Below are 24,420 nucleotides of genomic sequence, written 5' to 3'. Positions count from 1 at the left end.
CCGACGTGTCTACTTTCCGGGGGTCAGGCCCCCCGTCAACCACAGCAACGTTGACGGGCACATCGGTGATCCTTCAGTTCAACACCACCCACAAACCACAACAAGGTACGCGGGAAACTAGGAGATCCCAGGCCACGGTTCACATGCCGCAAAACACAGCGGGAGCAGTGGGCCCTTTAGCCCTTAAAGAACAAAACCCGCCAACCAAAAGATTAACGGGACACCTGTGGTGCGTGACAACAAGTCAACCGTCCGATGAGCAACCGCAGCGAAACACTTTCAGGCCAGCACTCGAAAGGCATCAACCTGGAGCGACGTCGGCCGAATCCTCTGCCGCCCGCTACCCCGCCTTTCCGCACAGTCTGCGTATAACAAATACGCCCTCGCGGGCTGTGCGGCTGGCGAATGGGAGGGACGTGCGCCGCTAAAAGCTAGGCATCCACCGGCGGGCCTCCCGGAGTCAGCTCAAGGATGCCTGCACCCACAAGATAGGTTGCTAAATCATTCAAGTCAGCTTCGTCTCCGTTGTCGTCATAGCCATCCATGACGTACTCGATGACCGCGCTACCGTCCTCAAGCACTTCCGCAATCACGTACTCCTCTGCCTCACCAAAGGCGGCAATCTGAGAACCGCGGGCCGAAGTGAAGTCCTCAACGGAATCGCTCAGCCCAACGCTTTCTGTATCGCGAATCGCGTCCGCGTTCTCTGTGTACTGAGCCACGAACTCCCTGTCCGGGCCATAGATACAAGAGATCGTCGGAACCCACTGTACATCCAGGCTCAGAAAGTCCGACTGCCCAAAGAAAGACGTGTCCTCATAGCACTCGTCCGAAAGCTCAATAAGCGGCGCGGGTACCGGAGCAGCTTCCTCAGAGGCGCGGATCCTGTCGACATCATCAGCGTCGTACGTGCTGTTCCAATACGCGTCGTCGGAAGCCGCGACGTCTCGTGGTGCCTCGTCGAAATCGGCCGCGACATCCTTGAAGAAGGAAACTGCAGCAACGACTGCGACGGCTGCGATAATAGCGAGTACAAGGACTACTGCTAGTACAATCCACAGCACCTTCTTCGAGCTTGACTTCTTTTCCGGCGGCTGCGGCATTGCTGGTCCGCTGGCGTTAGGCCCTTGATTCTGATTGTTAAATCCGGGCGGTACTTGGTTGTGCGCTGGTTGCCCTTGCTGTGGGTTCTGGCCAAATCCACCGGGCGGTTGTTGCGGGTTAGCGAAAGGGTTCGTCATGCCCATCAATCTAACAGAGAACCACGTCACAATATCCTGAAAAATGCAGGACGCGAGGCCCGTTCCCCGTCCTAGCTTTTCGGTCTGGCGGCGCTGCGCATTAGACTGCCAACCGATGAGTACTTTCGCCGATCTCGGCCTCCCCCGCGATGTTGTCCGTGTTCTAGATAAGCAGGGCATCACGACCCCCTTCCCTATCCAAGAAGCTGCGATTCCCGACGCCCTCTCCGGCAAGGACGTCCTCGGCCGCGGCCCCACCGGTTCGGGGAAGACCTTTACGTTCGGTCTTCCTATGTTGTCCCGGCTGGCAGAATCCGGAGTTTCCCGCCCAGCGCGCCCACGTGGGCTGGTTCTGGCGCCAACACGTGAGCTGGCGACCCAGATCCAGCAGCGCCTGGAAGAACCGGCAGCTGCCCTCGGCCTGCGTGTGCTTGCGGTGGTCGGAGGCGTCAACATCAACAACCACATTCGCTCACTTGCGCGCCCAGTCGACCTGCTCGTTGCAACACCGGGGCGCGCACAGGATCTTATCGACCAGGGCAAGCTCTTCTTCGACCACGTCACCATCACTGCCCTCGACGAGGCCGACCAGATGGCGGATATGGGATTCCTTCCCCAGGTGCGCAAACTGCTCAAGCTCACCCCTGAAGAAGGCCAGCGTTTGCTCTTCTCCGCCACTCTCGACGGTGAGGTGAACAAACTGGTCGAGCAGTTCATGCACGAGCCCGTAACTCACTCCACCGCACCCGTCGAGGCCGCCGTGGACACGATGGAACACCATCTGATTTTCATCGGCACCCGTGAGGCGCGCAACGACGTCGTCCTGCGCCTGGGTGCCCGCAAAGGCAAGACCATCATGTTCATGCGCACTAAGCACGGCGTCGACAGGCAGGCCAAGAAGCTCCGCAGAGTCGGAATCAATGCGCTGCCTCTCCACGGCGATAAGGGCCAGGGTTCGCGGACGAAGGCTATAGAAGGCTTCGCCGACGGCAGCGTTCCGGTGCTCGTCGCCACCGACATCGCCGCGCGTGGAATCGACATCGCGGACGTTTCCCTCGTCGTCCACGTTGACCCGCCCGCGGAACACAAGGCCTACCTGCACCGTTCCGGCCGCACGGCCCGCGGTGGAGATTCAGGCACCGTGGTCACGCTCGTCACTGATGAACAGCGCAACGAAGTGGCCAAACTCATTGCGAAAGCCGGGGTCAAACACACCGACCTCGACATCAGCGACCGCGCCAACCCCGCCAGCAGTCCTGAGCTTGCCCAGATGACCGGTGCACGCAAGCCAAAGGGTGAACCGCTCGGGCCACCACACCAGCAACAGCCTTCGCGTCAACGAGCAGGTAACCAAGGCCAGCGCCGCCGTAACCCGCGCCGCCGACGGGGCAACGCAGGTCAACGATGATTCTGCAGACCACAGCCTGGCAAGCTCAGATGCGCAAGCATGAAGAGTCAGCAGATGAGTTCCTCGCGCGCTATCGCCACCCAGGCTCCTACCACCCTGTCTACGACTTCCTCTTCGAGTACTACCCCGTCCGCCCTTCGCATCTCCGCCGTTGGCACCCAGGCGTAGGTATCACCCTGGAAGGGGACGCTCCGCACAGCGAATGGCGCTACTACCGCAACACCTCCGAGGGAGTCACGCTGGACACCGAGGCCTTCCTCGAGCGCCGCGGCGGTACCGTGCGCTACATCCTGGACTTACTGGAAAAGACCACGTGCAACCCCACGCAATTTGATTGTTTTGGGCTGCATGAATGGGCCATGGTCTACCACACCGATACTCCTCGCCACGACTTGCCGTTGCGGTTAGGAGCGGAGGGGACGAATGAGGTCGTCGACAAGCACCGCGTCAAATGCACGCACTACGATGCCTTCCGTTTCTTTACGGAGCCCGCGCGGCCGCTCAATCTCACGGTGCTGAATCGCGAAGACCAGCCGGAAAACGACCAAGCAGGGTGCGTCCATGTGAACATGGATCTCTATAAGTGGGCGTGGAAATTGGGGCCGTTGGTGCCGGGTGAGCTGTTTCTTGACACCTTCCGGCTGGCCGTCGCCGCACGCACGCTCGATATGGAGGCCTCTCCTTATGATTGTCGCGAATGGGGCTTTGGTGTCGTACCTATCGAAACGTCCGAGGGAAAGTCGGAGTATGTACGGCGCCAACGCGCGCTTGCCGACGCCTCCGAGCCACTCCGTGCGCGGCTTGTCTCCCAAATTCGGGCTACGCTAGCCGCTACAATGAGGAACCATTGATGTGACCCGTCGGGACGCATTGCGCGGCCCCGAGACCTCAGCGCGGAAGGAAAAAGATGGCCCGGCACTCGGATGGTAAGAATAACTACGCATTTGCGCCGTGGGTCATCATCGTGGCCATCCTGGCGGTGTTAGCCTTGGCCATCGGCGGTTTCTTCCTTTTCCGGGAGGGGGACTCCTCAAACACTGAGACAGTGGCTGCAGACACAACCTCCGCGACTTCTGCTGAGGAGACCCCCACCAGCACTGAGGCCAAGTCTTCGGAATCAGAGCTGCCTTCTTCGACCACGCCCACCTCGGAGAACAAGGCCCCTGAAGATGTCGCGCCGAATACGCTGTTCCTCCTCGATACTTCCGACAACCTTGCGCCGTACTTCGATACGGTGACTCAGGGCGTGGCGGAGGCGGCGTCGGCCGTCGGCGCGAAGGGAAGCCAGGTGGCTCTCTGGAACTATTCCTCCCCCATTTCCGCGACTGCCACCGTGGGCTTCCGTCAAAATGTTGCTTATGGCGACGCCGAGAACGTCGCCTTTGCCGTGGGGCAGTTCGGCACCGGTGGTGTTCCACAGACACGCAGCGCCGTCGTAGCGGCACTCGATAACGCCACGGATCAAACAGCTGGAAGCGGAGAGAACACTCGCGTCGTGCTGATTACCACGGGAACCCAACAAGATATGGATGACGCAAGCTTTGCGGAGGCGGCCAAAAACGCTCGTGGTGAGGGCGTTAGTTTGACCGTGGTGCATATTGGTGATGCCGAGAAGGACGTGGAACTGGAGAAACTCGCCGATGTTTACTCCACTGTCTCGAATCCCTCCGATGCCCAAGAAAGCATCACGAGCGCCGCTGGGGCGTAATATGCGCAGCCGGCGGTGTACGGTCACCTAAAACCAGGGCTGCACAGCAAAACGCCGCCACATCCTCTACGGCACTGACGTGAGCTGCAGTGCGCTGGAGGAGCAGCGGCGGTTGCCTGCGGCAGAATTTTAGGAGGTCTTGCGCTTGCGGCGAGCGGCTAGCTCGTCGAGGCCAATGACAACGTCGATGTCTTCTTCCTCCACAACACGCTCGGCTGGGAAGGAAGTAATCGTGCCAGAGAGTTCCTTGAGAATACCCGGCACGGCGATTCCGAACACGCCCTGGCCGCCGGCCAGCAGGTCAATAACTTCGTCGTTAGAGCGGCACTCGTAGACCGTGGTGCCGTCCGATACCAAGGTGAGCTCAGCAAGATCATTGACGCCGCGGTCGCGCAGAGATTCCACGGCGAGGCGGATGTTCTGGAGGGAGATTCCGGTATCCAGAAGGCGCTTGACAATCTTCAGGACCAGTACGTCCTTAAAAGAGTACAAGCGCTGGGAACCAGAGCCACGGGCGGTACGGATCGAGGGCTTGACCAAGTCGGTACGCGCCCAGTAGTCCAGCTGGCGATAGGTGATTCCAGCCACCTGACAAGCGATGGGAACGCGGTAGCCCAGTTCCTCATCAGGTCCTACATCGAAGAGGGATTCCTGAACGTAGGTGTTGGCTGCGACATCGTCGAGCGGCATGGCGCTGGACTCAGAACGATCATTCTTACTGCTCACGTAATTACTCCAGTGATACTTGAGGGGAGTTCTGTTTTTCTATTAAAGGGCACGTCTGCGACGGCGTCAAGAGTCGTCCGGCGTGAACCTCTAGTAGAACTTTAGACTTTTTGATTCACTTTGTCATCATTAGTCACACGCGTGTCATTAAAAATTATCACTGGCAGCACAAAAACGCGGCGCCCGCAAGGCGCCGCTGTGTCCATCAAGGCCGGTTTAGGGCATAAGTGCGATATTGAACCACGGGGAACTTAGGCTCCTCGCAGTGATGGAGTTAGTCTTCGCCTTCCTCTCCACCGAGCAAGTCCTCCTCCGATATGCCAGAATCACGCATCATCTGCTCGAAGTCATCATCGTCCTGCGAATTCTGCTGAGCGGCTCGCTCTTGAAAATCACGCATGCGCTTTTCTGGAAAGGTCTCCGGGGATTCCGCCTCGCGCTCTAGGCCGTAATACTCTTTGAGGTCCTCGTCGCTAATGTAGATGGCCACCTCGTCGAGCACGCCTTTTTCAAAATGGATGGGCAGCCCATAGTGGTCTGCCAAGACGAGTGCATCGGACAAACGGGCATCGTGCTCTTCGCCGGTTCCGTCCACGAGATCAACCATGAAAACGCCCTTGCGATACTCGGAGACGCAGATGTGCTCAATGCCGTCGAGCTGGTCCGCGAAGGCGATGAGCAGCTCGTAGGTGCTTGGCCGCGCGTTGAAATGCCGCTCGAGGACTTGCAGCACGCGCGCCCCATCAATCGGTGAGACCCACACTGGCACGTGGCGGTCCGCGTCTTCCCAGTAGAAAAGAGCACACAGATTGTTCTCGGGACCGACGGGATGGATTCCTAGAAATTTCAGTACTTCAGTAGTCATGGGACCCACTTTTACACACTTTTCTTACACATAAACTAGGCGGCGTAGAGATACTCGGAAAGGCACGAGAAGTCGTCGCGAAGCTTGGGCGCATGCCATTCCATCGCGGGTCCAGGAATCAATGCCCTAGAAAGACTTAAGGTCGGAATTCGTCGCGAAGCTCGGTTTTGACCAACGTCCCGTGAAGCGATAAAACCAGGGCCGCCATCTGCTGGGACAGCTCTTCGGCCTGTTGCGGGGCAGTATCAGACTTCGAATGCGCAACCGGAGTTGCCACCTGCGAAATCATGTCCGCCTGGCGGCGGGCAGCATTGCGCAGCGATTTCAACTGCCGCGCCTCGAGCCCAAAGGACTCCAGCGCGACGGCCGCGGAAACGATGGACACATCATCCGTGTCAAAGAAGCCCGCCGGATCCGGCTTGATCAGGCCCACCGAGACCAGTTTCGCGATGTTTTCCTGCGTGGTTCCGGCTTGGTCGGCCACGTCGGCGTCGGTAAGCCTGGTGACCACCGGGGCACGTAGCTGCTCAGCGCTGATGAGGGCCTCAGCCTGGGAGGAAACAATAGCCGTCACCTGCCCCGAGTCCATTGCATCCAGCTGTTCCCGAATGACCTTGAGCGGGGTGTAGTGATCACGCTGCGCGGTCAGAATGTAGCGCAGGCGGTCCAAGTCCTTTTGGTAATAGCGACGGTAGCCCTTTGCGGTGCGCTCCGGAGTAATCAGCCCCTCGGATTCCAAGAAGCGAATCTTCGACACCGTCACGTCCGGGAATTGCTTCTGAACGTGCTTCAGCGTTACGCCAATGGACATAGGCTTCTGCTTAGCAGGCTTGGTCTTCTTGGCCACGGAAGACGCTGCTGCGGCAGCGGCGGTGGACTTCTGCGCACTCACGATAGGACTACTACTGCTTTCTACACGGTTTCACTTGGACACAGCGGGAACGTGGATAGGGAGCGAGATAAACCTACTCCCCTCGTCCCCAACTAGTTCCTACTAACTAGAACTATTTTATTTAGGGGCAATAAATACCAGGCGGAACTTACCGATCTGGATTTCATCGCCTACTTCCAGCACCTGCGCGTTGCGCGGCTCACGGTTGACGTAGGTGCCGTTGAGCGATCCGACATCGACAACCTCAAATTGGCCATCTTTGGCGCGGAACTCGGCATGGCGGCGGGACACCGTGACATCATCAAGGAAAATATCTGCTTCTGGGTGGCGTCCAGCGGTGGTGGTCGGCTGATCCAGCAGGAAGCGTGCGCCAGCGTTAGGGCCACGCTTTACGACGAGCAACGCCTGGCCCTCTGCCAGGTTCTCAGCGCCGGCAACGGAGGCGTCAGAACCCGCCGCGGTGCCGTTTTCCATCTCCTTGAGAAGATCAGCGCGGAAGACAGAAGTAGTCTCTGCCTGCGGTTCCGGCGTTCCGGTATTCTCGCTCATTTTTACCTCCGAAGGGTCGGATCGATGTTGACTCATTCCATATTAGCGACTCCGCTGTCCGCGCGAGTCACCTCTGGCGCATTTACATTAGCGGAAAATGTTTCCTATGCCCTTGAGCACGGAGTTTCCGCCCCCAGATAGTGGGTTATCAGAGACCATATAAGTCCACGTGGCGCTCGGTCGGGACAGCCCATGATCCTCTAGGTGGGCACCCTCAGAATCAATAAGCACAGTCTTAAAAGTATCAAGAGCATCATCAACTGCCCGCTGCGCCAAGTCCTTGAATTCACGCACCGCGATGCGGTGGTACTCGTCGATAGGCGTTTCGCGAGCGATGGCGCGCAAGTGGATAGATTCACGAACGTCATCCATCAGCTCCAGGTGGTCGGCCCACGCCAAATCTAGGTGATACAGCATAATCTCGCGGGCAGCCCGCTCACGAGCCGACGCAGGAATATCAGCCAGCTCAGCGGCACGTTCGGGCGCCCGCTCAGCCAACTCCTGCCAGGCTTGATCGGTATCGAGCAGCTTGGCACGGCGTTCATCGATGATGATGCGCTGATCCGCGAGCAGCTGGTTGTATTTCCATGTCTGTGCGTGAATCTCCAGCAGTTGGCCCTCGGTCACGCGCTGGCAGTGCGCGATGAAATCACGAACCCGCTTGGAGTCAATAAGCCCGTTGGCATCAGGTCGCGCGGACAAGGATTCATCTTCCCCACCCTGTTTGACCACGTCATCCTCCAAGGAGACAAAGAAGAGAGACTTCCCGGGATCTCCTTGGCGGCCTGCACGCCCGCGCAACTGGTTATCCAAACGAGAGGAGCGGTGGCGTGACGTGCCGAGCACTGCCAATCCGCCCTTCTCAACAACGGCTTCACGGTCTGACTCATCCGCGCCGCCAAGCTTGATATCGGTGCCGCGGCCCGCCATCTGGGTGGACACGGTCACTCGCCCCACGTCACCTGCTTCCGCGACGATGCGCGCCTCGTCCTCATCATTCTTTGCGTTAAGGACGTTGACCGTAATCCCCCGTGCCCGGAGGGCTTCGGCGAGGTCTTCTGATTCAGCAACGTCGTGGGTACCCACGAGCACCGGCTGTCCAGTTCTATTAATTGCCACGATTTCATTGACGATGGCACGGGATTTTTCATCCACGGAGGCATAAATGCGGTCAGGTTCGTCGAAGCGCTGCAGTTCCTTGTTACGGTCGATGACGGAGACGTGCAGGTCATAAAACTGACGCAGTTGGTCTGTTGCCTCCACTGCGGTACCGGTCATGCCGCACACCAGCGGATAGCGCCGCATGAGCTCCTGGAGCGTAATGGTGTCGAGGATGCGCCCGTCTTCCGATACCTCCAAGCCTTCCTTGGCCTCCACCGCCGCTTGAAGGCCATCCGGCCAGCGCTGCAGTTCGGCGACGCGGCCGCGGGAGGCGTCGATAAGCTGCAGCTTTCCTTCCGTGATGATGTAGTGAATATCGCGGATAAGCAATGCCTTAGCGTGCAGCGCCAAGTTGACTTTAACTAGCACGGAGCCGATGTTCTCCTCCGAGTAGAGAGAGTCGAGGCCCAATTCGCGCTCCACGCGTGCCGCGCCCTCATCGGTGAGCGCGACCGTGCGCCCATCCTCCGCGATAACGTAGTCCTGTTCCTCGCGCAGCCGGGAGACCACGTTGGTGATGTGGCCCGTAGATTCCTCACCGGGGCGATTTCCGGCGAGGACGAGTGGGACGAGGGCTTCGTCGACAAGCACAGAATCCGCTTCATCCACCAACGCCACATCCGCGCGCGCTTGCACCGTCTGCTCGCGGGACGTGATCTGGTTATCCCGTAGCACGTCGAAACCGAGCTCATTGACTGGCGCATAGATGATGTCGGATAGGTAGGCCGCGCGGCGTTCTTCCGCGCCGAGCTTCTCCGTTACCGAGGCCACCGTGAGTCCAAAGAATTCCACGAGCGGGCGCATCCATTCGGCATCACGCGCTGCTAGATAATTGTTGACTGTCACCAGGTGCACGCGCTTACCGGTGAGCGCGAAACCAGTCGCGGCCATGGCGCCCACCAGCGTCTTTCCCTCGCCGGTGGCCATCTGGATAACGTCACCTTCAAGAAGTCGCAGCACAGCTTGGGATTGGACTGTAAAAGGACGCATGCCAAGCTTGCGTTCACTGGCCACGGCCAGGGCTGCGAGGAAGCGGGACTTATCCGCGATCTTGCCGTCCTTCACGCACTCCCGTGCGGTGGCGGCAACCTCTGCATCCGACAGGTTCGCGATATCCTCCACCGCGGAATCTGCGGCCGTTACAACGGCTTTCGACTTCTTATTGTTGCGTTCGGACTGCGCGCCCATTGCCTTCCAGAACCAATCGAATGCGCCCATGAGCACTCCTCCATCCTTGTGCGTCATACAGGTCTTCTATCGACTCTAGTCAACCCCGGTTCGCAGGCGTGCGTTCGCCCTTATATCCTTATGGTCATGCAATCCGTGAACGTGTCGCTCCCCTCCAGCACCGGTACCACGATGGCCGGAACCATCGACTTCCCTGACTCCCCTCCGCAAGCCTTCGCCATCTTTGCGCACTGCTTTGCCGGTTCGCGCCATACCCCGGGCGCTGCCCGCGTGAGCAAGCAGCTGACTAACTTTGGCATCGCTACCCTGCGCTTCGATTTTCCTGGCCTAGGCCAATCCGAAGGAAATTTCGCGGACACATGTTTCAGCCAAAATGTTGCTGATATCCAGGCCGCCGCCGACTGGCTGGTCAAGAATTATTCCGCGCCGCAGCTGCTCATGGGCCACTCGCTGGGCGGCGCGGCCGCTCTCGCAGCAGCCAATGACATTCGTTCCCTCAAGGCCGTCGCCACCATTGGCGCCCCTTTCGATCCCGCGCACTCTGTGCTGCACTACGCCGACAAGATTGGCCAGGTCGATGCCAATGGCGAGGTAGAGGTCACCTTGGGTGGCCGCGCGCTGACTATTTCGCGCCTTTTCCTCGAAGACCTTGCTGATACCAACCCAGAGGCATACCTTCCGCGTCTGCGTAAGCCTCTCATGGTGCTGCACTCCCCAATTGATCAGACCGTTGGCATCGATAACGCCCAGAACATCTTCCGCACTACGCGCTACCCCAAGTCTCTCGTCGCTTTGGACAAGGCTGATCACCTCTTGACTAAACAAGGCGCGGCAGCCCGCGCGGCCGATCTCATTGGCGCGTGGGCGGAGCAGTTCGTTGTCCCGGAAAACCTTCCCGCAACGGTCGCTGAAGATTCCGCAGTAGCCATCCCAGCAGTAGGAACCAGGATGGGCGTCGTCGTGCGCCACAATGACCGCTCTGTGAGCGCTGACCGCACGAAGAAGAACGGCGGTAAAGGCCAAGGATTTACCGCTGAGGGCCTCCTCATGTCCGCATTGGTTACGGCAAGCACCCAGGCCGTCATGGCGGCGGGCAAGGCGCACAAAATTGACGCGAAGGCTCTCGAGTCGGTGTCCGTCAGCGTTACCCAAGAGTCCGAGACTCGCTTTACGCGAACGGTGACGCTCCCGGCCTCCCTCACTGCGGACCAACAACGCGCGCTTGGCGACGCCGCCGCAGCCTCCACCATCGATCCCCTCCTGGCCGTGGATGTCACCACCACCGTGAGAATCACTGCGGGATAGACCACCCATGATCGTTCTCAACCCCCTTGACCCCGCCGCCCGCTGCCCATGCGGAACTGGTTTGACGTTTGGCGAGTGCTGCTCGCGCTACCACGCGGGCACGCCTGCTCCCTCAGCGGAGGCATTGATGCGCTCACGTTTCAGTGCTTTCGTCACCGGCGACGAGGACTATTTGTTGCGCACTTGGGACCCCGAAACTCGACCCGAACGTCTGGATCTTGCCGAGACCGGCATTCGCTTTTATCGCCTCGACATTATCGACACCGTCGCGGGCGGCCCCTTGGACCAGACCGGCATCGTGGAATTCGAGGCCTTCTATAAGGGCGCTGCCAAGGGCTCTCAGCGGGAACGCTCCTCTTTCCGCCGCCAAGGCGGGAAATGGGTCTATTCCACCGGCGAGCTTTAGCTGCCTCTAAAACAAAGGGTGAACAGGGATTTTGTCGAAGCGAATACTACTGGTGTAATCTGTAGCAGTTGCACCAAACGGTGCGACGGCGGACTATGGCGCAGTTTGGTAGCGCACTACACTGGGGGTGTAGGGGTCGCAGGTTCAAATCCTGTTAGTCCGACAGCATTCAGGCTGGTCAGAGCGCTTCTGGCCAGCCTTTTCTCACGTTCGCCATTCGCGGTCTCAGGCGGGCTAGCGGGCTAGCCCACCGTACTTCAGAACTTCAGAGTGCCTAGTGCGTCGTCGCCAAACAGCGCGCCTCCTCCGACTCCGGCGGGCCTTCTCCTCCTCCGGCCACACAATATGCACCTAGAAAATACGCATATCTCACCCACCACAAAGTAACTCCAGACGGAAGAATAAAGAAGAAAAATCTCCTCTTCCCCTTAAGGAAGTGGAGATTAACCGTGATGAAGATTAAGGCCAACTAGGAACGCGGCACGGCCACGAAAGTCAATCTAGTTTGCCATACCGCTGAGGCTTCGCATGATGCCGCCAAATTCGATATCCATATACTGAGTGAGGACCTCAAAAATAAAGTCTGAGTCATAACCACGCAATGGCCCCTTCGTGCTCAGCATGGAGAGACCGTGAGCGCCCGCCCATACCGAAATGACAAGGGTAAAAAGTACCCACGGGGTGCGAGGCCCATCAACCTCGTCGATGACCTCGCGTACAAGAGACATAATGAAGCCAAAGGCTCGTCCAAATTCGCTAAAGTCGCGCTTGAGCTCGACCGCCTTGTTTGCATTCGGAAGGAAGTCATCTTCGAATGACATGGGAACAATTGGCCCAGATGCGATCTTGATCAGCGCATCGAATCCTTGAGGGTCATACAGGGCGTGCGAAACATACCCATAACCAGTGGCCTTGATCTTAGATATGGAACTGGAGCCTTCCGGCAGAGCAGCGACCTGACGGTAGATGAACTCATAGTTGATCTTGTCCAGGTAGCGCTCAAGGTAGCTTGCCAGCTCCTGATCACTTTCAATAAGGTGTTCAGCCTCTTGAACTCTCAGACCTGCGCGCTTTGCAGCCCCGCCAATGTGCAGCCCGGTTACACCACGATCCAGAACTTCCTCGACAGCACCCCGAAGTAGCGCTGAACGCTGCTCTTCTTCTGTCGCGCGTGGAAGATCCTTAGCCTTTGTCAAAAGCACTTCCGGCTGCTTGCCCACCAAGCCATAAGGAATGGCGCGTTCAATTCGCTCACCCCTAAAGAACGGGTAAAGCCCAACGCTGAGAGTATCCATAACAGCACTAAACGTCTGCTTCTTTGCTGCTGGCGAAAGGTAGCGCAGGATTCCTTCAGCAGCGAGCTGCGTTACGCCGTGCAGATGCGAGAAGATAGACAACGCTGAAAGCAGCGTCCCCTTTGCATCAAGCTCTGGGCCGCCAGATTCCTTAATCGCTTCTTCAGTCAGCTCAAAAAGGATTCGCATAATAGGACGCTTCTCAGCGCGCCCATCGGGATTGGCGAAATCCTCCGCTGTAAGCCCCAACCGCGGCGTTGCGTGGACTCCAGTAAATGCCGCGAAGGCAGAAGGATCCTCAACCGCAAAAGAAAAATATGACAGACCTGTGGCCCGAAGCTTATCCACTGCAGTTGCGTTTTCAGGAAGGCGTTCTAGATGCAAATCGACTACTGAGGTCAATGCGTCATTGAGCGAGTGTTTAGTGGCTTCAACAAGCTCAGCCTCAGAAGCAAACAGCGCCTGAGCTTCCGCAAAGGGCACATCGACTTGGTCTGCTACCTCGCGAAGACGGACTTCATCAATGCCCGCCTTGGCAATGACCCGGCCGGCTTGCTCAATAAGTAGCTGCCGAGAGGGCCGGTTACCGCGTTCCACACCAACTGAAGTAATCACAGTGATTAGCCTACCTAGGAAATAGCCCTTTTTAGTTCCATAAACGCAAGATAGGAATATTTATAGAGTTTTCACAGTGTTCAGCCCGGCACCTATGACTCCATGACCGAACCAAAATCACAAAGAACTATGCACCACCACAAAACTTATACAGTCCTGCCCGCCTCGCGGACAGGACCTTTTGAGTTACACGGCATGCCCAACTGTCTAAAGCTGTCATGCCGGAGAGTCGGAAAGGCTTTACTTCTGCTCATCACCCTTGGGGGCCTCAGCACCCTGGTTGCCAATGCGCTCATCAAGCTGGTCACGCGCAGAGTCAATCTTATCTGCCTTATCCTCGCCCAGCTTTCCCTTAGCCAGTTCTGCACCCTTGTCCAGTGCGCTATCCGAAATCTGCTCACCCTTATCGGTGTTCAGCGCGTCCTTTGCTTTGTCAAAAATACCCATTTCTACGGTCCTTTCGTTGGATCACTATTTCTAACAGTGCTGGCCAACAACAGCCGAATACCTCTACGTCCGAGTGATTCCTGCTATCGTACGTAGCTTTCCTCAACTCCCAACGCGGCGAACAAATGCACTATGGTCGCTACACTCGGCCTGCACGCCAGCATGTCACCCCACCGTACCGACGCCCCAGACTCTTCGCCACAAAAGTTATTGATTGACGCCGTCAACAGCACAATGCCTATGCGAAATCTTGCACTCTGAGAAAGTTAAGAAAGGAATCGTTGCCCCACCCCCACCATCTACCCCTTTTCGTTCAACAACTTGGCGCTTGCCGTCACCCTCTCATTTGTGAAGGCTTGTACTCTGAGTACACAATTCTCTATGTGCGCTTTTCGCTCTTCGTCGCATGAGGCGAATATAGAGCGTCTAATCCTAATCGCCCTGTTAGCCCTTAACCTCTATCACCATCACAGCAACCACCACGATGTCTTCGTCTCATACCACCCCAGCTCCTCGTCCTGCCCCGCACTCTCGTCACATCTCATCTTCCTCCGTGAAGAGCACTTCTACAGAGACGGAATCAGGATTCGGCCTTGTCTGGCCGGGTAAGGAACAAGCTGCTGCGCTGGCCAAAGAAGAAGTTCTAAGCAAACGAACGCTCATCAGCGGCCGCGGTTCATCCCCCAACAGCGTTAACGTGGCAGATAATCTAGCAGCGCTGAATGATTTTATCGCACGGGGTTTACGCGCGGATGTCATCTACATCGACCCGCCGTATAACACTGGTAAAGACTTTGTCTATCGCGACAACTTCCGGCAGCGCCGCGACATGCACTCAGAGCATTTTGGTCAATGGCATGCCGAATGGCTTTCCATGATGTTGCCGCGCTTGATTCTCGCGCGTGAGGTTCTTGCTGATACAGGCTTCATCCTGGTGTCCATCGGCGAATCGGAGTGCGCCCATCTACGTCTGATCCTTAATGAAGTTTTTGGGGAGGATTGCTTTGCAGGCCAACTCATTTGGAAGAAGGGTGGCACCGGCAAGAATGACTCGAAGTATGCCGTATTAGAGCACGAATACGTCCTGTGTTACGCAAAGTCCCCAGCGAACAACGGATTCAACGTGGATATGGAGGCGCAGACCTCGACCCGCTACAACCATAGCGACGAAAAAGGCAAATACTCCCTTGTCCGGCTGGATTCTAAAACCCTAGGTTACTTGCCCAGTCTGGACTTCCCCATCGTCGCCCCCGATGGCCGCGAGTACTGGCCTCACCAGCCAGAAGGTAAATCAGAGGTTGCCCGCTGGCGGTGGGGTAAGGACAAGGTCGCTGAGCACTACGATGATTTGGTGTTCAGGCGCGGTTTTGTCTACACCAAGAACTACGAAAAGAAAGGTGCGCGGCCTCGCTCCATCATGGATGGGGAACGGTTCGGAGTCACGCGCACGGGCCGCCGTGATGCCGAGGAGGCGCTTGGCACCACGGGTGTCTTTGATTTCCCGAAACCAGTGCGGCTTATCAAACACCTCATCTCAATCGCCGGCGGTCCAGACGCGGTAGTCGTAGACTTTTTCGCCGGCTCGGGAACTACCGCCCAAGCTGTCGTTGAGCTCAACAGCGAAGACGGTGGCCAACGTTCTTTCCACCTAGTGCAAATACCTGCACCCACAGAGGCATCCAGCGCCGCGCGCCAAGCGGGTTTTGAAACGGTTGCGGATATTTGTCTCGCGCGGGTCCACTCACTCGATGTGCCCTTTGATCACTTCACCTTGACCTAGAATGATCCGTCCATCAGTGGTTCTAGGCCACTCCGTGCTCTTCAGTGCCTTCTGGGCGCCCAGGGATGCCAAAGAAATCCAGTACCGCATCAGTAGCAAATCCTTGCCCGACCTCGATTTTCGTATCGTTGTTACCGCCTGGCCATACGTGAGAGCCGCCTTCAATGCGGATATGCTGCAGCGGTGCTTCGCAGGCAGTCCAGGTCTCTCTAGTGGCACCGTTTGTCAGGCGCACAGAGTCGACGTCGCCGCGACACTTATTGCGCCGCTGATCCTGCCCAAGCACCTCTGATACTGAAGAATAGGCGGTATCGTGACGCACTCCGCCCTCGTAATTAACCACGGGATCCTTCGTACCGTGGATATCCAAACGGCCGACAGGTTTATCTGAACAATCTGTATGGATGCCTTCGTAGTATGCCGCCGACACGGTCGCTACAGAACGAAAAGTACCCGGCATGCGGCAGGCCAAGAAGGCTGCGAATCCGCCGCCGTTGGACAGACCCGCAGCATAGATGGCGTTATCGTCCACCTCATAAGTAGAGCGCAGACTGTCCACGAGGGTGCGAACGAATTCTAGGTCTTCTTCCGCGCTAGTAGCAGCGTAGGGGGCTGGCGCCCACGCGGCCTTCTCCCCCGCTGGATAAGCAACGATGGCGTGAGCAGCATTGAACTGGGTGTACTGCTCCATATTCTCAGGGGAATCTGTATACCCGTGGAAAGATAGCAGCACCGGCCAAGAACGTTCAGGCGTGTAGTTTTCAGGCACATGGAGGAGGAAGCTCCGCCCAGAGGCCAACCGAACTTTCTTCGTGTGTCCAGGCTCCGGGCCGACCAGCATGGGAGCTAGTGGGATACCAAGATCATTTGTCCACTCTGCTGGGGAGGTTGACGTAGGCGCTTCCTCTTCAGCCGAGCTGCACGACGCCAATGCCATGACACTTGCCGCGACGGCGACAGCCCCAGCGAGCGCGCGCAACCGGCGCAGCCGCGCTGCGGAATCTTGGCCCATCTTTCCCCTCGCCACGTTCATCGTCGGAAAAATATCCTCGTCCACCTTAAAACATCCCACCAACATCCACGAACCTGCAGCGTCGCGGTAAGTTTGAGAACATCATGAGCTCATTGCCTTCCGACCCAACAGATTCCCTGGGCACGCCATCTTCCTACCCGTTGCCCGAGCACTATCCCAGCTACCGCCGGGCATCCGGGAAGGAGTCTCCCAATTTCAGCACTGCTGAGCAGCGGGTGGCTTCTGCCCATGCTTTCAACCAAGGGGCCGATGCCTACCATGACGTGCGTCCGGGATATCCACCGGAAGTATCGCAGCTCATCGCCTCGGCGCACACAGTCCTCGACGTTGGTGCAGGCACTGGCAAACTGACCGAGTCATTGAGCAATCCCGTTGTCTACGCCAGTGACCCCTCCCATGACATGACGCGTGTGCTGTCTCGACTTGGGATTCCGTGCTGGCGTGCAACGGCTGAGGACATGGCTGTGCGCTCTTCCTGTCTCGACGCCATCGCCTGCGCGCAAACTTGGCACTGGGTTGATGTGAAGCGAGCTTGTGCGGAATTTGACCGAGTGCTCCGCCCAGGAGGAAAGGTACTTTTGGTATGGAATACGATGGACGTCAACGCTGACCCTTGGATCCTCCGGCTCTCTCGAATCATGCATTCAGGAGATGTCCACCGTCCCGGCTTCTACCCCGGCTTTAGCGATCCGTGGACACTCCGTGACGAGCTGCGCTTAACGTGGGAGCACGAGTTGAGCCCCGAAGATCTGCATTCACTCATGCATACCCGCTCCTATTGGCTTCGCAATGGCAAGAAAATCCATGAACGCATGACGTATAACCTCAACTGGTATCTCTACGAACACATGGGCTTTCGCCCTGGGCAAGTTCTTCGAATCCCGTACCGTACGGATGCATTCGTGTTGGCCCGCGATGGTGAGTAGACCCTGGCCTGCCTCACCATGACATCTGTCATGCCTGAGTGGTGACACCACGTCTACGCTGCGATTACTTCCCGAACCTAGCGTGAAGATATGAGCACACCACGCACACTCCCACCGGTAATTGACGTCGACGGCGTCAGCAAGATTTTCAACGCATCCTCCCGCGCTTCTGTGCAGGCGCTTCACGACGTCTCCCTCACCATTCACCGGGGTGAAATCGTTGGCCTGCTGGGCACGAATGGCGCTGGCAAGACCACACTCATCGACCTCATCCTTGGGCTCACGAACCCAACCTCGGGCACTATCAGCGTGCTCGGCACCTCACCACAAGAAGCAGCGAAGACTGGACGCATCGGCGCGGTCATGCAGTCTGGTGGCTTGCTTCCAGATATCACCGTAAAAGAAACCCTCGAGCTTCTTGGCGCAGCCTTCCCATCTCACCGCCCATGGGACGAGATTATCGAGCGCGCCAACTTGGGCGATATTCTCTCGCGCCGGGTAGGGAAATGCTCCGGCGGCGAGCAACAGCGTGTGCGGTTCGGCTTAGCGCTGTTGGGGGATCCGGAGCTGTTGCTTCTCGACGAACCCACTGCCGGCATGGATGCCAGCGCTCGGCGTCACTTCTGGGAGGCGATGCGAGACGAGGCTGAAGCCGGCCGAACCATTGTGCTTACTACTCACTACCTTGAGGAAGCAGATGCGTTTGCCGAGCGCATCGTCATGCTCAACAAGGGCGCACTCCAAGCCGACGGCTCCACGGAGAAAATTCGCAATACCAATTCCACCCGCACTATCCGTGCCACCTTTCCCGGCGGGCTGCCGGATTCCCTCTTAAGTACTGCACTGCCAGGAGTTGTCCACCAAGAACACTCTGAGACAAGTCTTCTCATCACGACTCGGAACTCCGACGCGGTAGCCCGCTACCTGCTCACTGAAACCGCGGCTCGCGATATCACCATCACCGGCAACAGCTTGGAGGATTCCTTCCTGGAGCTTTCCAATGAGTCCTCAGCAACCACTGCCCTATAAGGAGGCAACCACCATGAGCACCCCCATGAGCGCACCCAACTTCGCCACAACTCTTAGGTACGCCGGTCACGACCTCAAGCGATTGCGTCGTGACTTAGCAACGCTCTTCTTTAGCATCGGGCTACCGATCATTTTCTACATTCTCTTCGGCGCCATGCAGGAATACGGCGACATCGAATTTAACGGCGGAAACGTTGCCGCCATGGTCATGATCGGCATGGCGCTCTATGCCGGCGCCACAGGCGCTGTCGGCGCAGCCGGCTCAATGGTCGCAGAAAATCGCGCCGGGTGGGGACGGCAATTAGCGCTTACTCCCCTACGCCCCTGGCAGCTAGGCATTGCTCACTTCCTCAATATCGCGGTCCGCGCCATCTTGCCCATCGCCGCTGTCTTCATAACCGGAGCGCTCACCAAAGCCAACATGCAGCCGGATCAGTGGGCACTGGCCTTTCTCGCCACCGTTGTCTGTGCCATCCCCTTCGGCTTTTATGGCATGGCCTGCGCCATGCTCATTCCCTCGGAAAACACGGTGTCCATTGCTTCGTCCAGCATCGTTATCCTCGCGTTTGCAGGAAATGTCTTCATGCCGCTCAAAGAATCTCTCCTTGGCATTGGACGGTTCACCCCCATGTACGGCGCGCAGGCTCTTGCGCGCTGGCCGCTCTCAGAAGGTGCTCAGATGATCAACGGCCAGCAGCTCTTTATCGTAGATCCTCTCTGGTACGCATGGGTTAATATCGCGGTATGGATAGTGGTTTTCGTCGGGGCGTGCGTGCTTCTTCACAAGCGCGACAGGAACCGAGCATGATGCTCAGCTTCAAATCCCGCGACGCTGCTTTTGCCGCGGTGTGGCTGGTATTTCTCCTGCCAGTACTAGTGCAAGTCCTTTTCCAGCCCACTCATTCCGCCGCCCAACGTATCTGGGCAATAGCAATCACCGCCGTCTTCTGCGTGGCCTACACTCTTGCTTTCGGTACGCTGCACTTCTACCCACAAGGGTGGTCCTACCGGCGTCGCGTGACCACCTGGTGGCTTATCCTCGCACTCCTCGCGCTTGCTGCCATCCCCTCGCACGGTGTCTGGGCCGTGGTCTTCGTGCCATACCTTGGGGCCTTAGTATCCTTCACGCAACCGCTGAAGACAGCAACCACCATCATTGCGCTGACCGGAATCGTACTGAGTATCCCTCTCTGGCTCTATGCGGAACAGCGCTTTATCGAATTCGCATTGATCCTTTTCGGCTGGCCGCTGCTCATCTTGATGCTTGGCACATTGTCCCAACGCGAAGATATAGAAACCGCCTTGCGCCACGACTTGGAATTAGCCCAACAGCGCGAGGATATCGCCTCCGATATCCATGATCTCCTCGGTCATACTCTCACGGCAATCAACCTCAAATCTGAAGTAGCCCGCCGCTTCATCGACCGCGACCCGTCTCAAGCGGCTGCCGAGCTCGAGGAGATTAGCGCTCTCTCACGGATGTCCCTTGCCGAGGTCCGTTCGACAGTAACGCGCATGAAGAACCCCACCTTTACCGGCGAGCTCCAAGCTGCGCGCCGAATCCTTGAAACCGCCGAAATCAAAACCCACCTTCCTGATCCCCTTTCGCAGCCCAAGTCACATGAGGAACTTTTCTCGTGGGCATTGCGAGAACTCACCACCAACGTGGTGCGGCATTCCGGCGCTTCAGAGTGCTGGGTGAACCTCACCGAGAGCTCCCTTCAGGTGACGGACAACGGCCGCGGCTTCACGGAAGACGCTACGCACGCGCTTGCCGCCGGGCTCACGGGCCTCGCCGGTCTTCGACGCCGCGCGGCAGACGCGGGCGGTGACGTTATAGTCCGGCGTGCCGATGGCTTAACCACGGTCCTCCTGACTCTTCAAGGCGCCCCTGACATAAAGGATCCCCATCAATCATGACGACTCCCATCCGAGTGCTCATTGCCGAAGATCAATCTTTAGTCCGCGGAGCGCTTACCGCACTGCTCAATGCTGAACCGGACATTGATGTCGTTGCAGACTGTTCCTCAGGGACTGAGGTCTCCGGGCTCGTCGCTCAGCACAGCGTTGACGTGGCGCTACTGGACATCGAAATGCCTGGCATGAATGGCATCGATGCGGCACACACTATCGCAGATACTGGCTGCCGTAGCCTCATCGTCACCACATTTGGGCGTTCTGGCTACGTCAAGCGCGCGCTACAGGCGGGTGTCGACGGTTTTCTGGTCAAGGACACTCCTCCCGACGAACTCGCGGACGCCATCCGCCGCGTCCATTCGGGTTTGCGTGTGATCGACCCGCAGCTTGCTCAGGACATTCTTTTTGCCCCCGACAACCCTCTGAGCGAACGAGAAATAGAGGTATGCCGCCTGCTCGTCCGTGGGCTCGGTTCCGCTGATATCGCTTCACAGCTTCACCTCAGCGGCGGAACAGTGCGCAACCATGTCTCCGCCATCATGGCGAAGACACGAGCGGGAAACCGCTTCGAGGCCGCACGGCGGGCCGAAGCAAACGGGTGGATCTAATGCTAGCGGCGTTGACGGCGCTCGCGTACGCGCACTGCGATGCGCACCGGCGAGCCGTGGAAACCGAAGCGCTCGCGGAACTTGCGCTCCAAATAGCGGCGATAACCCGCATCCAAAAAGCCGGTAGTAAACAGCACGATGGTCGGCGGCTGTGTCGAAGCCTGGGTAGCGAACAGCACGCGCGGCAGACGGTTGTTGTTCATCGGCGGTGGGTTCGCGGCAATTGCCTCGCGCATCCAGTTGTTGAGCTGACCAGTAGACACGCGCTGATCCCAGCTCTCGAGAGCCTCAATCATGGCGGGCTCTAGTTTCTGCAGGGCGCGGCCGGTCTCGGCAGAGATATTCACGCGGGTCACCCACGGTAGGTGACGCAGGTTCTCATCGATCTCGCGGTCCAAGTAGTAGCGGCGATCCTCATCCACGAGGTCCCACTTATTGAAGGCGATGACCAGAGCCTTACCGGCTTCCAAAATCATGTTAAGGACGCGCTGATCTTGCTCAGAGACTTCCTGGGAGGCATCGATGAGCATGATGCACACCTCGGCCGCATCGATCACGCCGCGCGTGCGCAGGGAAGCGTAGTACTCGTGGCCCTGCGCGTTCTTAACCTTCTTGCGTAGGCCCGCAGTGTCGATGAACTTCCATAGCCGCTGATCCAGCTGCACCAAGGAGTCGACTGGGTCGACAGTCGTACCGGCAGCATTGTCCACGACGGAGCGCTCCTCCGCCGTCAGCTTATTCAGAAGCGAGGACTTTCCCACGTTTGGCTTGCCCACCAGCGCTACGCGGCGGGGCCCGGAGGTAATCGAAGAATGGCGCGGTTCCTCGGGAAACAAGCGCAGAATCTCATCCAAGACGTCGGCGCCGCCCCGGCCGTGCTGGGCGGATACCGGCCACGGATCCCCCAAGCCCAGCGCGTAGAACTCGGCCATATCTGCGTACATCGTCTCCGAATCAAACTTGTTCGAGACGAGGATGACGGGCACCTCAGAGCGCTGCAGCTTTCGAGCCATCACAGCATCGGTTTCCGTGATGCCTACCTTGGTGTCCACCACGAACACAATGACGTCGGCAGTCTCCATGGCCTGTTCTGCCTGACGTGCGATGGCGGCGTGGATGCCCTTGACGTTTGGATCCCAGCCACCGGTGTCCTGAACGAAGAAGCGCTGGCCGTTCCAGTCCGCCACGTAGGACACACGGTCACGGGTCACACCAGGATGGTCCTCCACCACTGCTTCACGCCGGCCAAGGAAGCGGTTAACGAGGGAAGACTTACCCACGTTCGGCCGGCCCACCACGGCCACCGTGCAGAGGTTTTCCTCCGTGTGCTCCTCACCTACTCCAAAGGCATGGGATAGAGCTTCCCATTCCTCCTCGCTCAGCGGGGCATCACCTTCGGCCGGTTCTTCTTCGTCACCGAAATCAGCCTCGCCGAATTCCGAGTCGTCGAATTCTGACTCGTCAAACTCATAGTCGAAGTCCGCAGAATCGAAATCCTTCGGCGCCCAGCCGCCGTGCGGATCGCGCACGACCTCTTCCTCGAGTTTGCCTACTGGGTAGTGGAATTCCGTCTCAAAATCTTCCGGCTGCTGCTCCGGATTCAGGTCCGGATTCTGCGGTTCATTAGTCATTCGAGGCCTCCTTTGCAGCCGATTCTTTCACGACGGCGATGAGTGCGTCGAGGACTTCCTTGCGGGTCATCTCGGACGTATCCACAAGCACTGCGTCTTCGGCCGGGCGCAACGGCGAGGTGGCGCGGGAGGAGTCTGCGGCGTCGCGTCGTTCGACGTCGGCAAGCACTGTGTCAAAATCCGATTCAATGCCGGCAGCGAGATTCTGGTCGTGGCGACGCTGCGCGCGGACCTCGGCACTGGCCGTCATATACGCCTTCGCGGGGGCATCCGCGAGAACGACAGTGCCGATGTCACGTCCCTCAACAATCGCGCGGTGCGCCTGTGCGGCCAGCTTCCGCTGCAGTTCGACGAGGTTCTGACGTACTTCCGGGATTGCCGATACCGCCGACACATTACGGGTGACCTCGTCCTCACGGATGACGCGGGAGACATCCTCGCCATCGAAGATAACCTGGGTGGAATCAGGGTCATCGGAGACCTCAAGGGGAAGGTCTGCAGTCGCGGCAATCACCGCGTCAGTATCTACCGGGTCCACCCCTGCGCGCAGTACAGCCAGAGTAGCCACGCGGTACATGGCCCCAGTATCGACATACTTCGCCTCAAGCTGCTTGGCCAGCGCGCGGCACGTTGTGGACTTACCGGTTCCGGAAGGACCATCCACAGCCAAGATGAGACCTTGATTAGGCATATTTGAAATCATTACATCCCCACCGCCTTGTACAGGCTGGTCAATTCATTGGAGTTCAGAGCACGCAGGGAGCCAGGCTTCATATCACCCAGCTGTACTGTGTGAAGCTTCGTGCGCACGAGGCGCTGCACTGGGTAGCCGGCTTCCTTCAACATGCGGCGAACGATGTGCTTGCGTCCCTCGTGCAGTTCGACACGCACCAGCGAATAGCCCTGGTTCTTGTCCACGATTTGGACATAGTCTGCCTGCGCCAAGCCATCTTCTAATTCGATGCCCTCGCGCAGTTGACGAACGAGCTTCTTATCGGCCTCCCCCAGCACTGTGGCCAAGTACGTCTTGGTGACCTCGTATTTGGGGTGCATGAGGCGGTTAGCAAGTTCGCCGTCGTTGGTCAGCAAAAGGAGACCCTCGGTGTCGGCGTCAAGACGTCCGACATGGAATAGGCGCTGACCTGCCACGACGCGATCAGCCACGACATCACCCACGCAAGGCCGGCCCATGTCATCCGACATGGTGGACTGCATCCCGCGGGGCTTGTTGAGCACGAAGTACTGTGTCTCTTCGTTGACGTTGATGCGGGTGCCGTCCACCCGGATGACGTCCTTGTTGGGATCCACGCGGGTGCCCTGCTTGATGATGACCTGACCGTTGACCTCGACGCGGCCCTCATCGATCAGGATCTCAGCGTGGCGGCGCGAAGCAACGCCGGCCTTGGCCAACACCTTTTGGAGGCGTTCGCCTTGGTTCTGGGGATTCTTTGTGTTGTTGCCGTCTACCAGCCAATCCGCGCCCAGCTCTCGGGCGATGGAATCTGCGGTGGCCTTCTTCTTTACATGCTGGTGGCGAGCCGGCTTAGCGTTCGAGACGATCATGTCGCTGTCACGCTTCTTCTTTTCCGGTGTGCCGTCGCGGCGAGCGGGTGGAGTCACGGGAGTGTGTCCTCTCAATAGTTCTTCAATTTGCTCGGCGTGAAATCACGCCTCTGTCCGGCCGCAATCC

The 24,420-nt window shown here is 58.2% G+C and carries 23 protein-coding genes and 1 tRNA gene; 12 read left to right on the top strand and 12 right to left on the bottom strand.

Annotated features, from left to right (window positions below; translation table 11 throughout):
* Window positions 1-431: 431 nt before the first annotated feature.
* Window positions 432-1,241, bottom strand: coding sequence for a hypothetical protein (locus HMPREF2978_RS00430; protein ID WP_246818700.1), 810 nt, complete (start codon window positions 1,239-1,241; stop codon window positions 432-434).
* A 115-nt stretch (window positions 1,242-1,356) separates the two neighbouring features.
* On the opposite strand from HMPREF2978_RS00430, the gene HMPREF2978_RS00425 reads away from it, so the two are divergent.
* Genes HMPREF2978_RS00425 through HMPREF2978_RS00415 form a run of 3 tightly spaced genes read left to right on the top strand, consistent with a single transcriptional unit; the run spans window position 1,357 to window position 4,357 of the window.
* Entirely contained in the window at window positions 1,357-2,649 is a 1,293-nt protein-coding gene (locus HMPREF2978_RS00425; protein WP_070743347.1) for a DEAD/DEAH box helicase, read from the top strand.
* Entirely contained in the window at window positions 2,646-3,500 is an 855-nt protein-coding gene (locus HMPREF2978_RS00420) for a 3-methyladenine DNA glycosylase (RefSeq protein WP_070743344.1), read from the top strand. The genes HMPREF2978_RS00425 and HMPREF2978_RS00420 overlap by 4 nt, the downstream gene beginning before the upstream one ends.
* 56 nt (window positions 3,501-3,556) lie before the next feature.
* A complete protein-coding gene (locus tag HMPREF2978_RS00415; protein ID WP_070524851.1) occupies window positions 3,557-4,357 on the top strand; it encodes a vWA domain-containing protein in 801 nt (266 codons plus the stop codon).
* Between the two features lie 129 nt (window positions 4,358-4,486).
* On the opposite strand, the gene HMPREF2978_RS00410 is transcribed toward HMPREF2978_RS00415, so the two are convergent.
* The 5 genes from HMPREF2978_RS00410 to secA2 all read right to left on the bottom strand — a co-directional run bounded on the left by HMPREF2978_RS00410 (window position 4,487) and on the right by secA2 (window position 9,768).
* A complete protein-coding gene (locus HMPREF2978_RS00410) occupies window positions 4,487-5,047 on the bottom strand; it encodes a MerR family transcriptional regulator (protein WP_210383604.1) in 561 nt (186 codons plus the stop codon).
* 310 nt (window positions 5,048-5,357) lie between these two features.
* Window positions 5,358-5,948 carry a bifunctional nuclease family protein gene (locus HMPREF2978_RS00405; protein ID WP_070743341.1) on the bottom strand — a complete coding sequence of 197 codons (591 nt, stop codon included), beginning with the start codon at window positions 5,946-5,948 and terminating at the stop codon, window positions 5,358-5,360.
* Window positions 5,949-6,084: 136 nt separating this feature from the next.
* A complete protein-coding gene (locus HMPREF2978_RS00400) occupies window positions 6,085-6,840 on the bottom strand; it encodes a transcriptional regulator FtsR (protein WP_010186535.1) in 756 nt (251 codons plus the stop codon).
* A gap of 117 nt (window positions 6,841-6,957) precedes the next feature.
* Entirely contained in the window at window positions 6,958-7,389 is a 432-nt protein-coding gene (odhI, locus tag HMPREF2978_RS00395; protein WP_010186533.1) for an oxoglutarate dehydrogenase inhibitor Odhl, read from the bottom strand.
* Window positions 7,390-7,476: 87 nt separating this feature from the next.
* Complete coding sequence (gene secA2 / locus HMPREF2978_RS00390; RefSeq protein ID WP_070743357.1) at window positions 7,477-9,768, bottom strand: accessory Sec system translocase SecA2; 2,292 nt, start codon at window positions 9,766-9,768, stop codon at window positions 7,477-7,479.
* A gap of 96 nt (window positions 9,769-9,864) precedes the next feature.
* Between secA2 and HMPREF2978_RS00385 the strand changes: the two genes are divergently transcribed.
* The 3 genes from HMPREF2978_RS00385 (at window position 9,865) to HMPREF2978_RS00375 (ending at window position 11,612) form a co-directional block, all read left to right on the top strand.
* Window positions 9,865-11,043, top strand: a complete 1,179-nt coding sequence (locus tag HMPREF2978_RS00385) for a bifunctional alpha/beta hydrolase/OsmC family protein (RefSeq protein WP_210383602.1) — start codon at window positions 9,865-9,867, stop codon at window positions 11,041-11,043.
* Window positions 11,044-11,050: 7 nt separating this feature from the next.
* The gene (locus HMPREF2978_RS00380; protein WP_070524844.1) at window positions 11,051-11,449 is read left to right on the top strand and encodes a YchJ family protein; all 399 of its coding nucleotides are present in this window, start codon (window positions 11,051-11,053) and stop codon (window positions 11,447-11,449) included.
* Between the two features lie 89 nt (window positions 11,450-11,538).
* Window positions 11,539-11,612 (top strand) — tRNA-Pro (locus tag HMPREF2978_RS00375).
* A gap of 337 nt (window positions 11,613-11,949) precedes the next feature.
* Here HMPREF2978_RS00375 and HMPREF2978_RS00370 read toward each other — a convergent pair.
* On the bottom strand, window positions 11,950-13,359 hold the full coding sequence (locus HMPREF2978_RS00370; protein WP_070743338.1) for a WHG domain-containing protein: 1,410 nt from the start codon (window positions 13,357-13,359) through the stop codon (window positions 11,950-11,952).
* Between the two features lie 240 nt (window positions 13,360-13,599).
* Entirely contained in the window at window positions 13,600-13,806 is a 207-nt protein-coding gene (locus HMPREF2978_RS00365; RefSeq protein WP_070524841.1) for an antitoxin, read from the bottom strand.
* A gap of 484 nt (window positions 13,807-14,290) precedes the next feature.
* Here HMPREF2978_RS00365 and HMPREF2978_RS00360 point away from each other — a divergent pair, with 484 nt between their 5' ends.
* Entirely contained in the window at window positions 14,291-15,586 is a 1,296-nt protein-coding gene (locus HMPREF2978_RS00360; RefSeq protein WP_371326348.1) for a site-specific DNA-methyltransferase, read from the top strand.
* 22 nt (window positions 15,587-15,608) lie between these two features.
* Here the strand turns inward: HMPREF2978_RS00360 and HMPREF2978_RS00355 are convergent, their stop codons facing one another.
* Window positions 15,609-16,643, bottom strand: a complete 1,035-nt coding sequence (locus tag HMPREF2978_RS00355) for a CE1 family esterase (protein WP_246818699.1) — start codon at window positions 16,641-16,643, stop codon at window positions 15,609-15,611.
* Between the two features lie 59 nt (window positions 16,644-16,702).
* Between HMPREF2978_RS00355 and HMPREF2978_RS00350 the strand changes: the two genes are divergently transcribed.
* The 5 genes from HMPREF2978_RS00350 (at window position 16,703) to HMPREF2978_RS00330 (ending at window position 21,099) form a co-directional block, all read left to right on the top strand.
* The gene (locus HMPREF2978_RS00350) at window positions 16,703-17,545 is read left to right on the top strand and encodes a class I SAM-dependent methyltransferase (protein ID WP_070743335.1); all 843 of its coding nucleotides are present in this window, start codon (window positions 16,703-16,705) and stop codon (window positions 17,543-17,545) included.
* 90 nt (window positions 17,546-17,635) lie between these two features.
* On the top strand, window positions 17,636-18,574 hold the full coding sequence (locus tag HMPREF2978_RS00345) for an ABC transporter ATP-binding protein (RefSeq protein ID WP_210383601.1): 939 nt from the start codon (window positions 17,636-17,638) through the stop codon (window positions 18,572-18,574).
* A gap of 13 nt (window positions 18,575-18,587) precedes the next feature.
* Window positions 18,588-19,382, top strand: coding sequence for an ABC transporter permease (locus tag HMPREF2978_RS00340; protein ID WP_070743331.1), 795 nt, complete (start codon window positions 18,588-18,590; stop codon window positions 19,380-19,382).
* A complete protein-coding gene (locus tag HMPREF2978_RS00335) occupies window positions 19,379-20,494 on the top strand; it encodes a sensor histidine kinase (protein WP_070743328.1) in 1,116 nt (371 codons plus the stop codon). The genes HMPREF2978_RS00340 and HMPREF2978_RS00335 overlap by 4 nt, the downstream gene beginning before the upstream one ends.
* Window positions 20,491-21,099 (top strand): response regulator transcription factor, encoded by a 609-nt coding sequence (locus HMPREF2978_RS00330; protein ID WP_070743325.1) that lies wholly within the window; start codon window positions 20,491-20,493, stop codon window positions 21,097-21,099. The genes HMPREF2978_RS00335 and HMPREF2978_RS00330 overlap by 4 nt, the downstream gene beginning before the upstream one ends.
* Window positions 21,100-21,101: 2 nt before the next feature.
* Here the strand turns inward: HMPREF2978_RS00330 and der are convergent, their stop codons facing one another.
* From der to HMPREF2978_RS00315, 3 genes are read right to left on the bottom strand one after another with little or no spacing between them, the layout of a single operon-like run.
* Window positions 21,102-22,730 carry a ribosome biogenesis GTPase Der gene (gene der / locus HMPREF2978_RS00325; protein WP_070743322.1) on the bottom strand — a complete coding sequence of 543 codons (1,629 nt, stop codon included), beginning with the start codon at window positions 22,728-22,730 and terminating at the stop codon, window positions 21,102-21,104.
* Window positions 22,723-23,433 carry a (d)CMP kinase gene (gene cmk / locus HMPREF2978_RS00320; RefSeq protein ID WP_070743319.1) on the bottom strand — a complete coding sequence of 237 codons (711 nt, stop codon included), beginning with the start codon at window positions 23,431-23,433 and terminating at the stop codon, window positions 22,723-22,725. Before cmk ends, der begins: the two co-directional genes overlap by 8 nt.
* A complete protein-coding gene (locus HMPREF2978_RS00315; RefSeq protein ID WP_070524825.1) occupies window positions 23,433-24,350 on the bottom strand; it encodes a pseudouridine synthase in 918 nt (305 codons plus the stop codon). Before HMPREF2978_RS00315 ends, cmk begins: the two co-directional genes overlap by 1 nt.
* Between the last annotated feature and the right edge of the window lie 70 nt (window positions 24,351-24,420).

The sequence above is a fragment of the Corynebacterium sp. HMSC074C01 genome (genome assembly GCF_001814605.1).
In the GTDB taxonomy this organism is placed as follows: Bacteria; Actinomycetota; Actinomycetes; order Mycobacteriales; family Mycobacteriaceae; genus Corynebacterium.
Note: the sequence above shows the minus strand (reverse complement) of the source record. Positions and strands in the feature narration are given on the sequence as shown.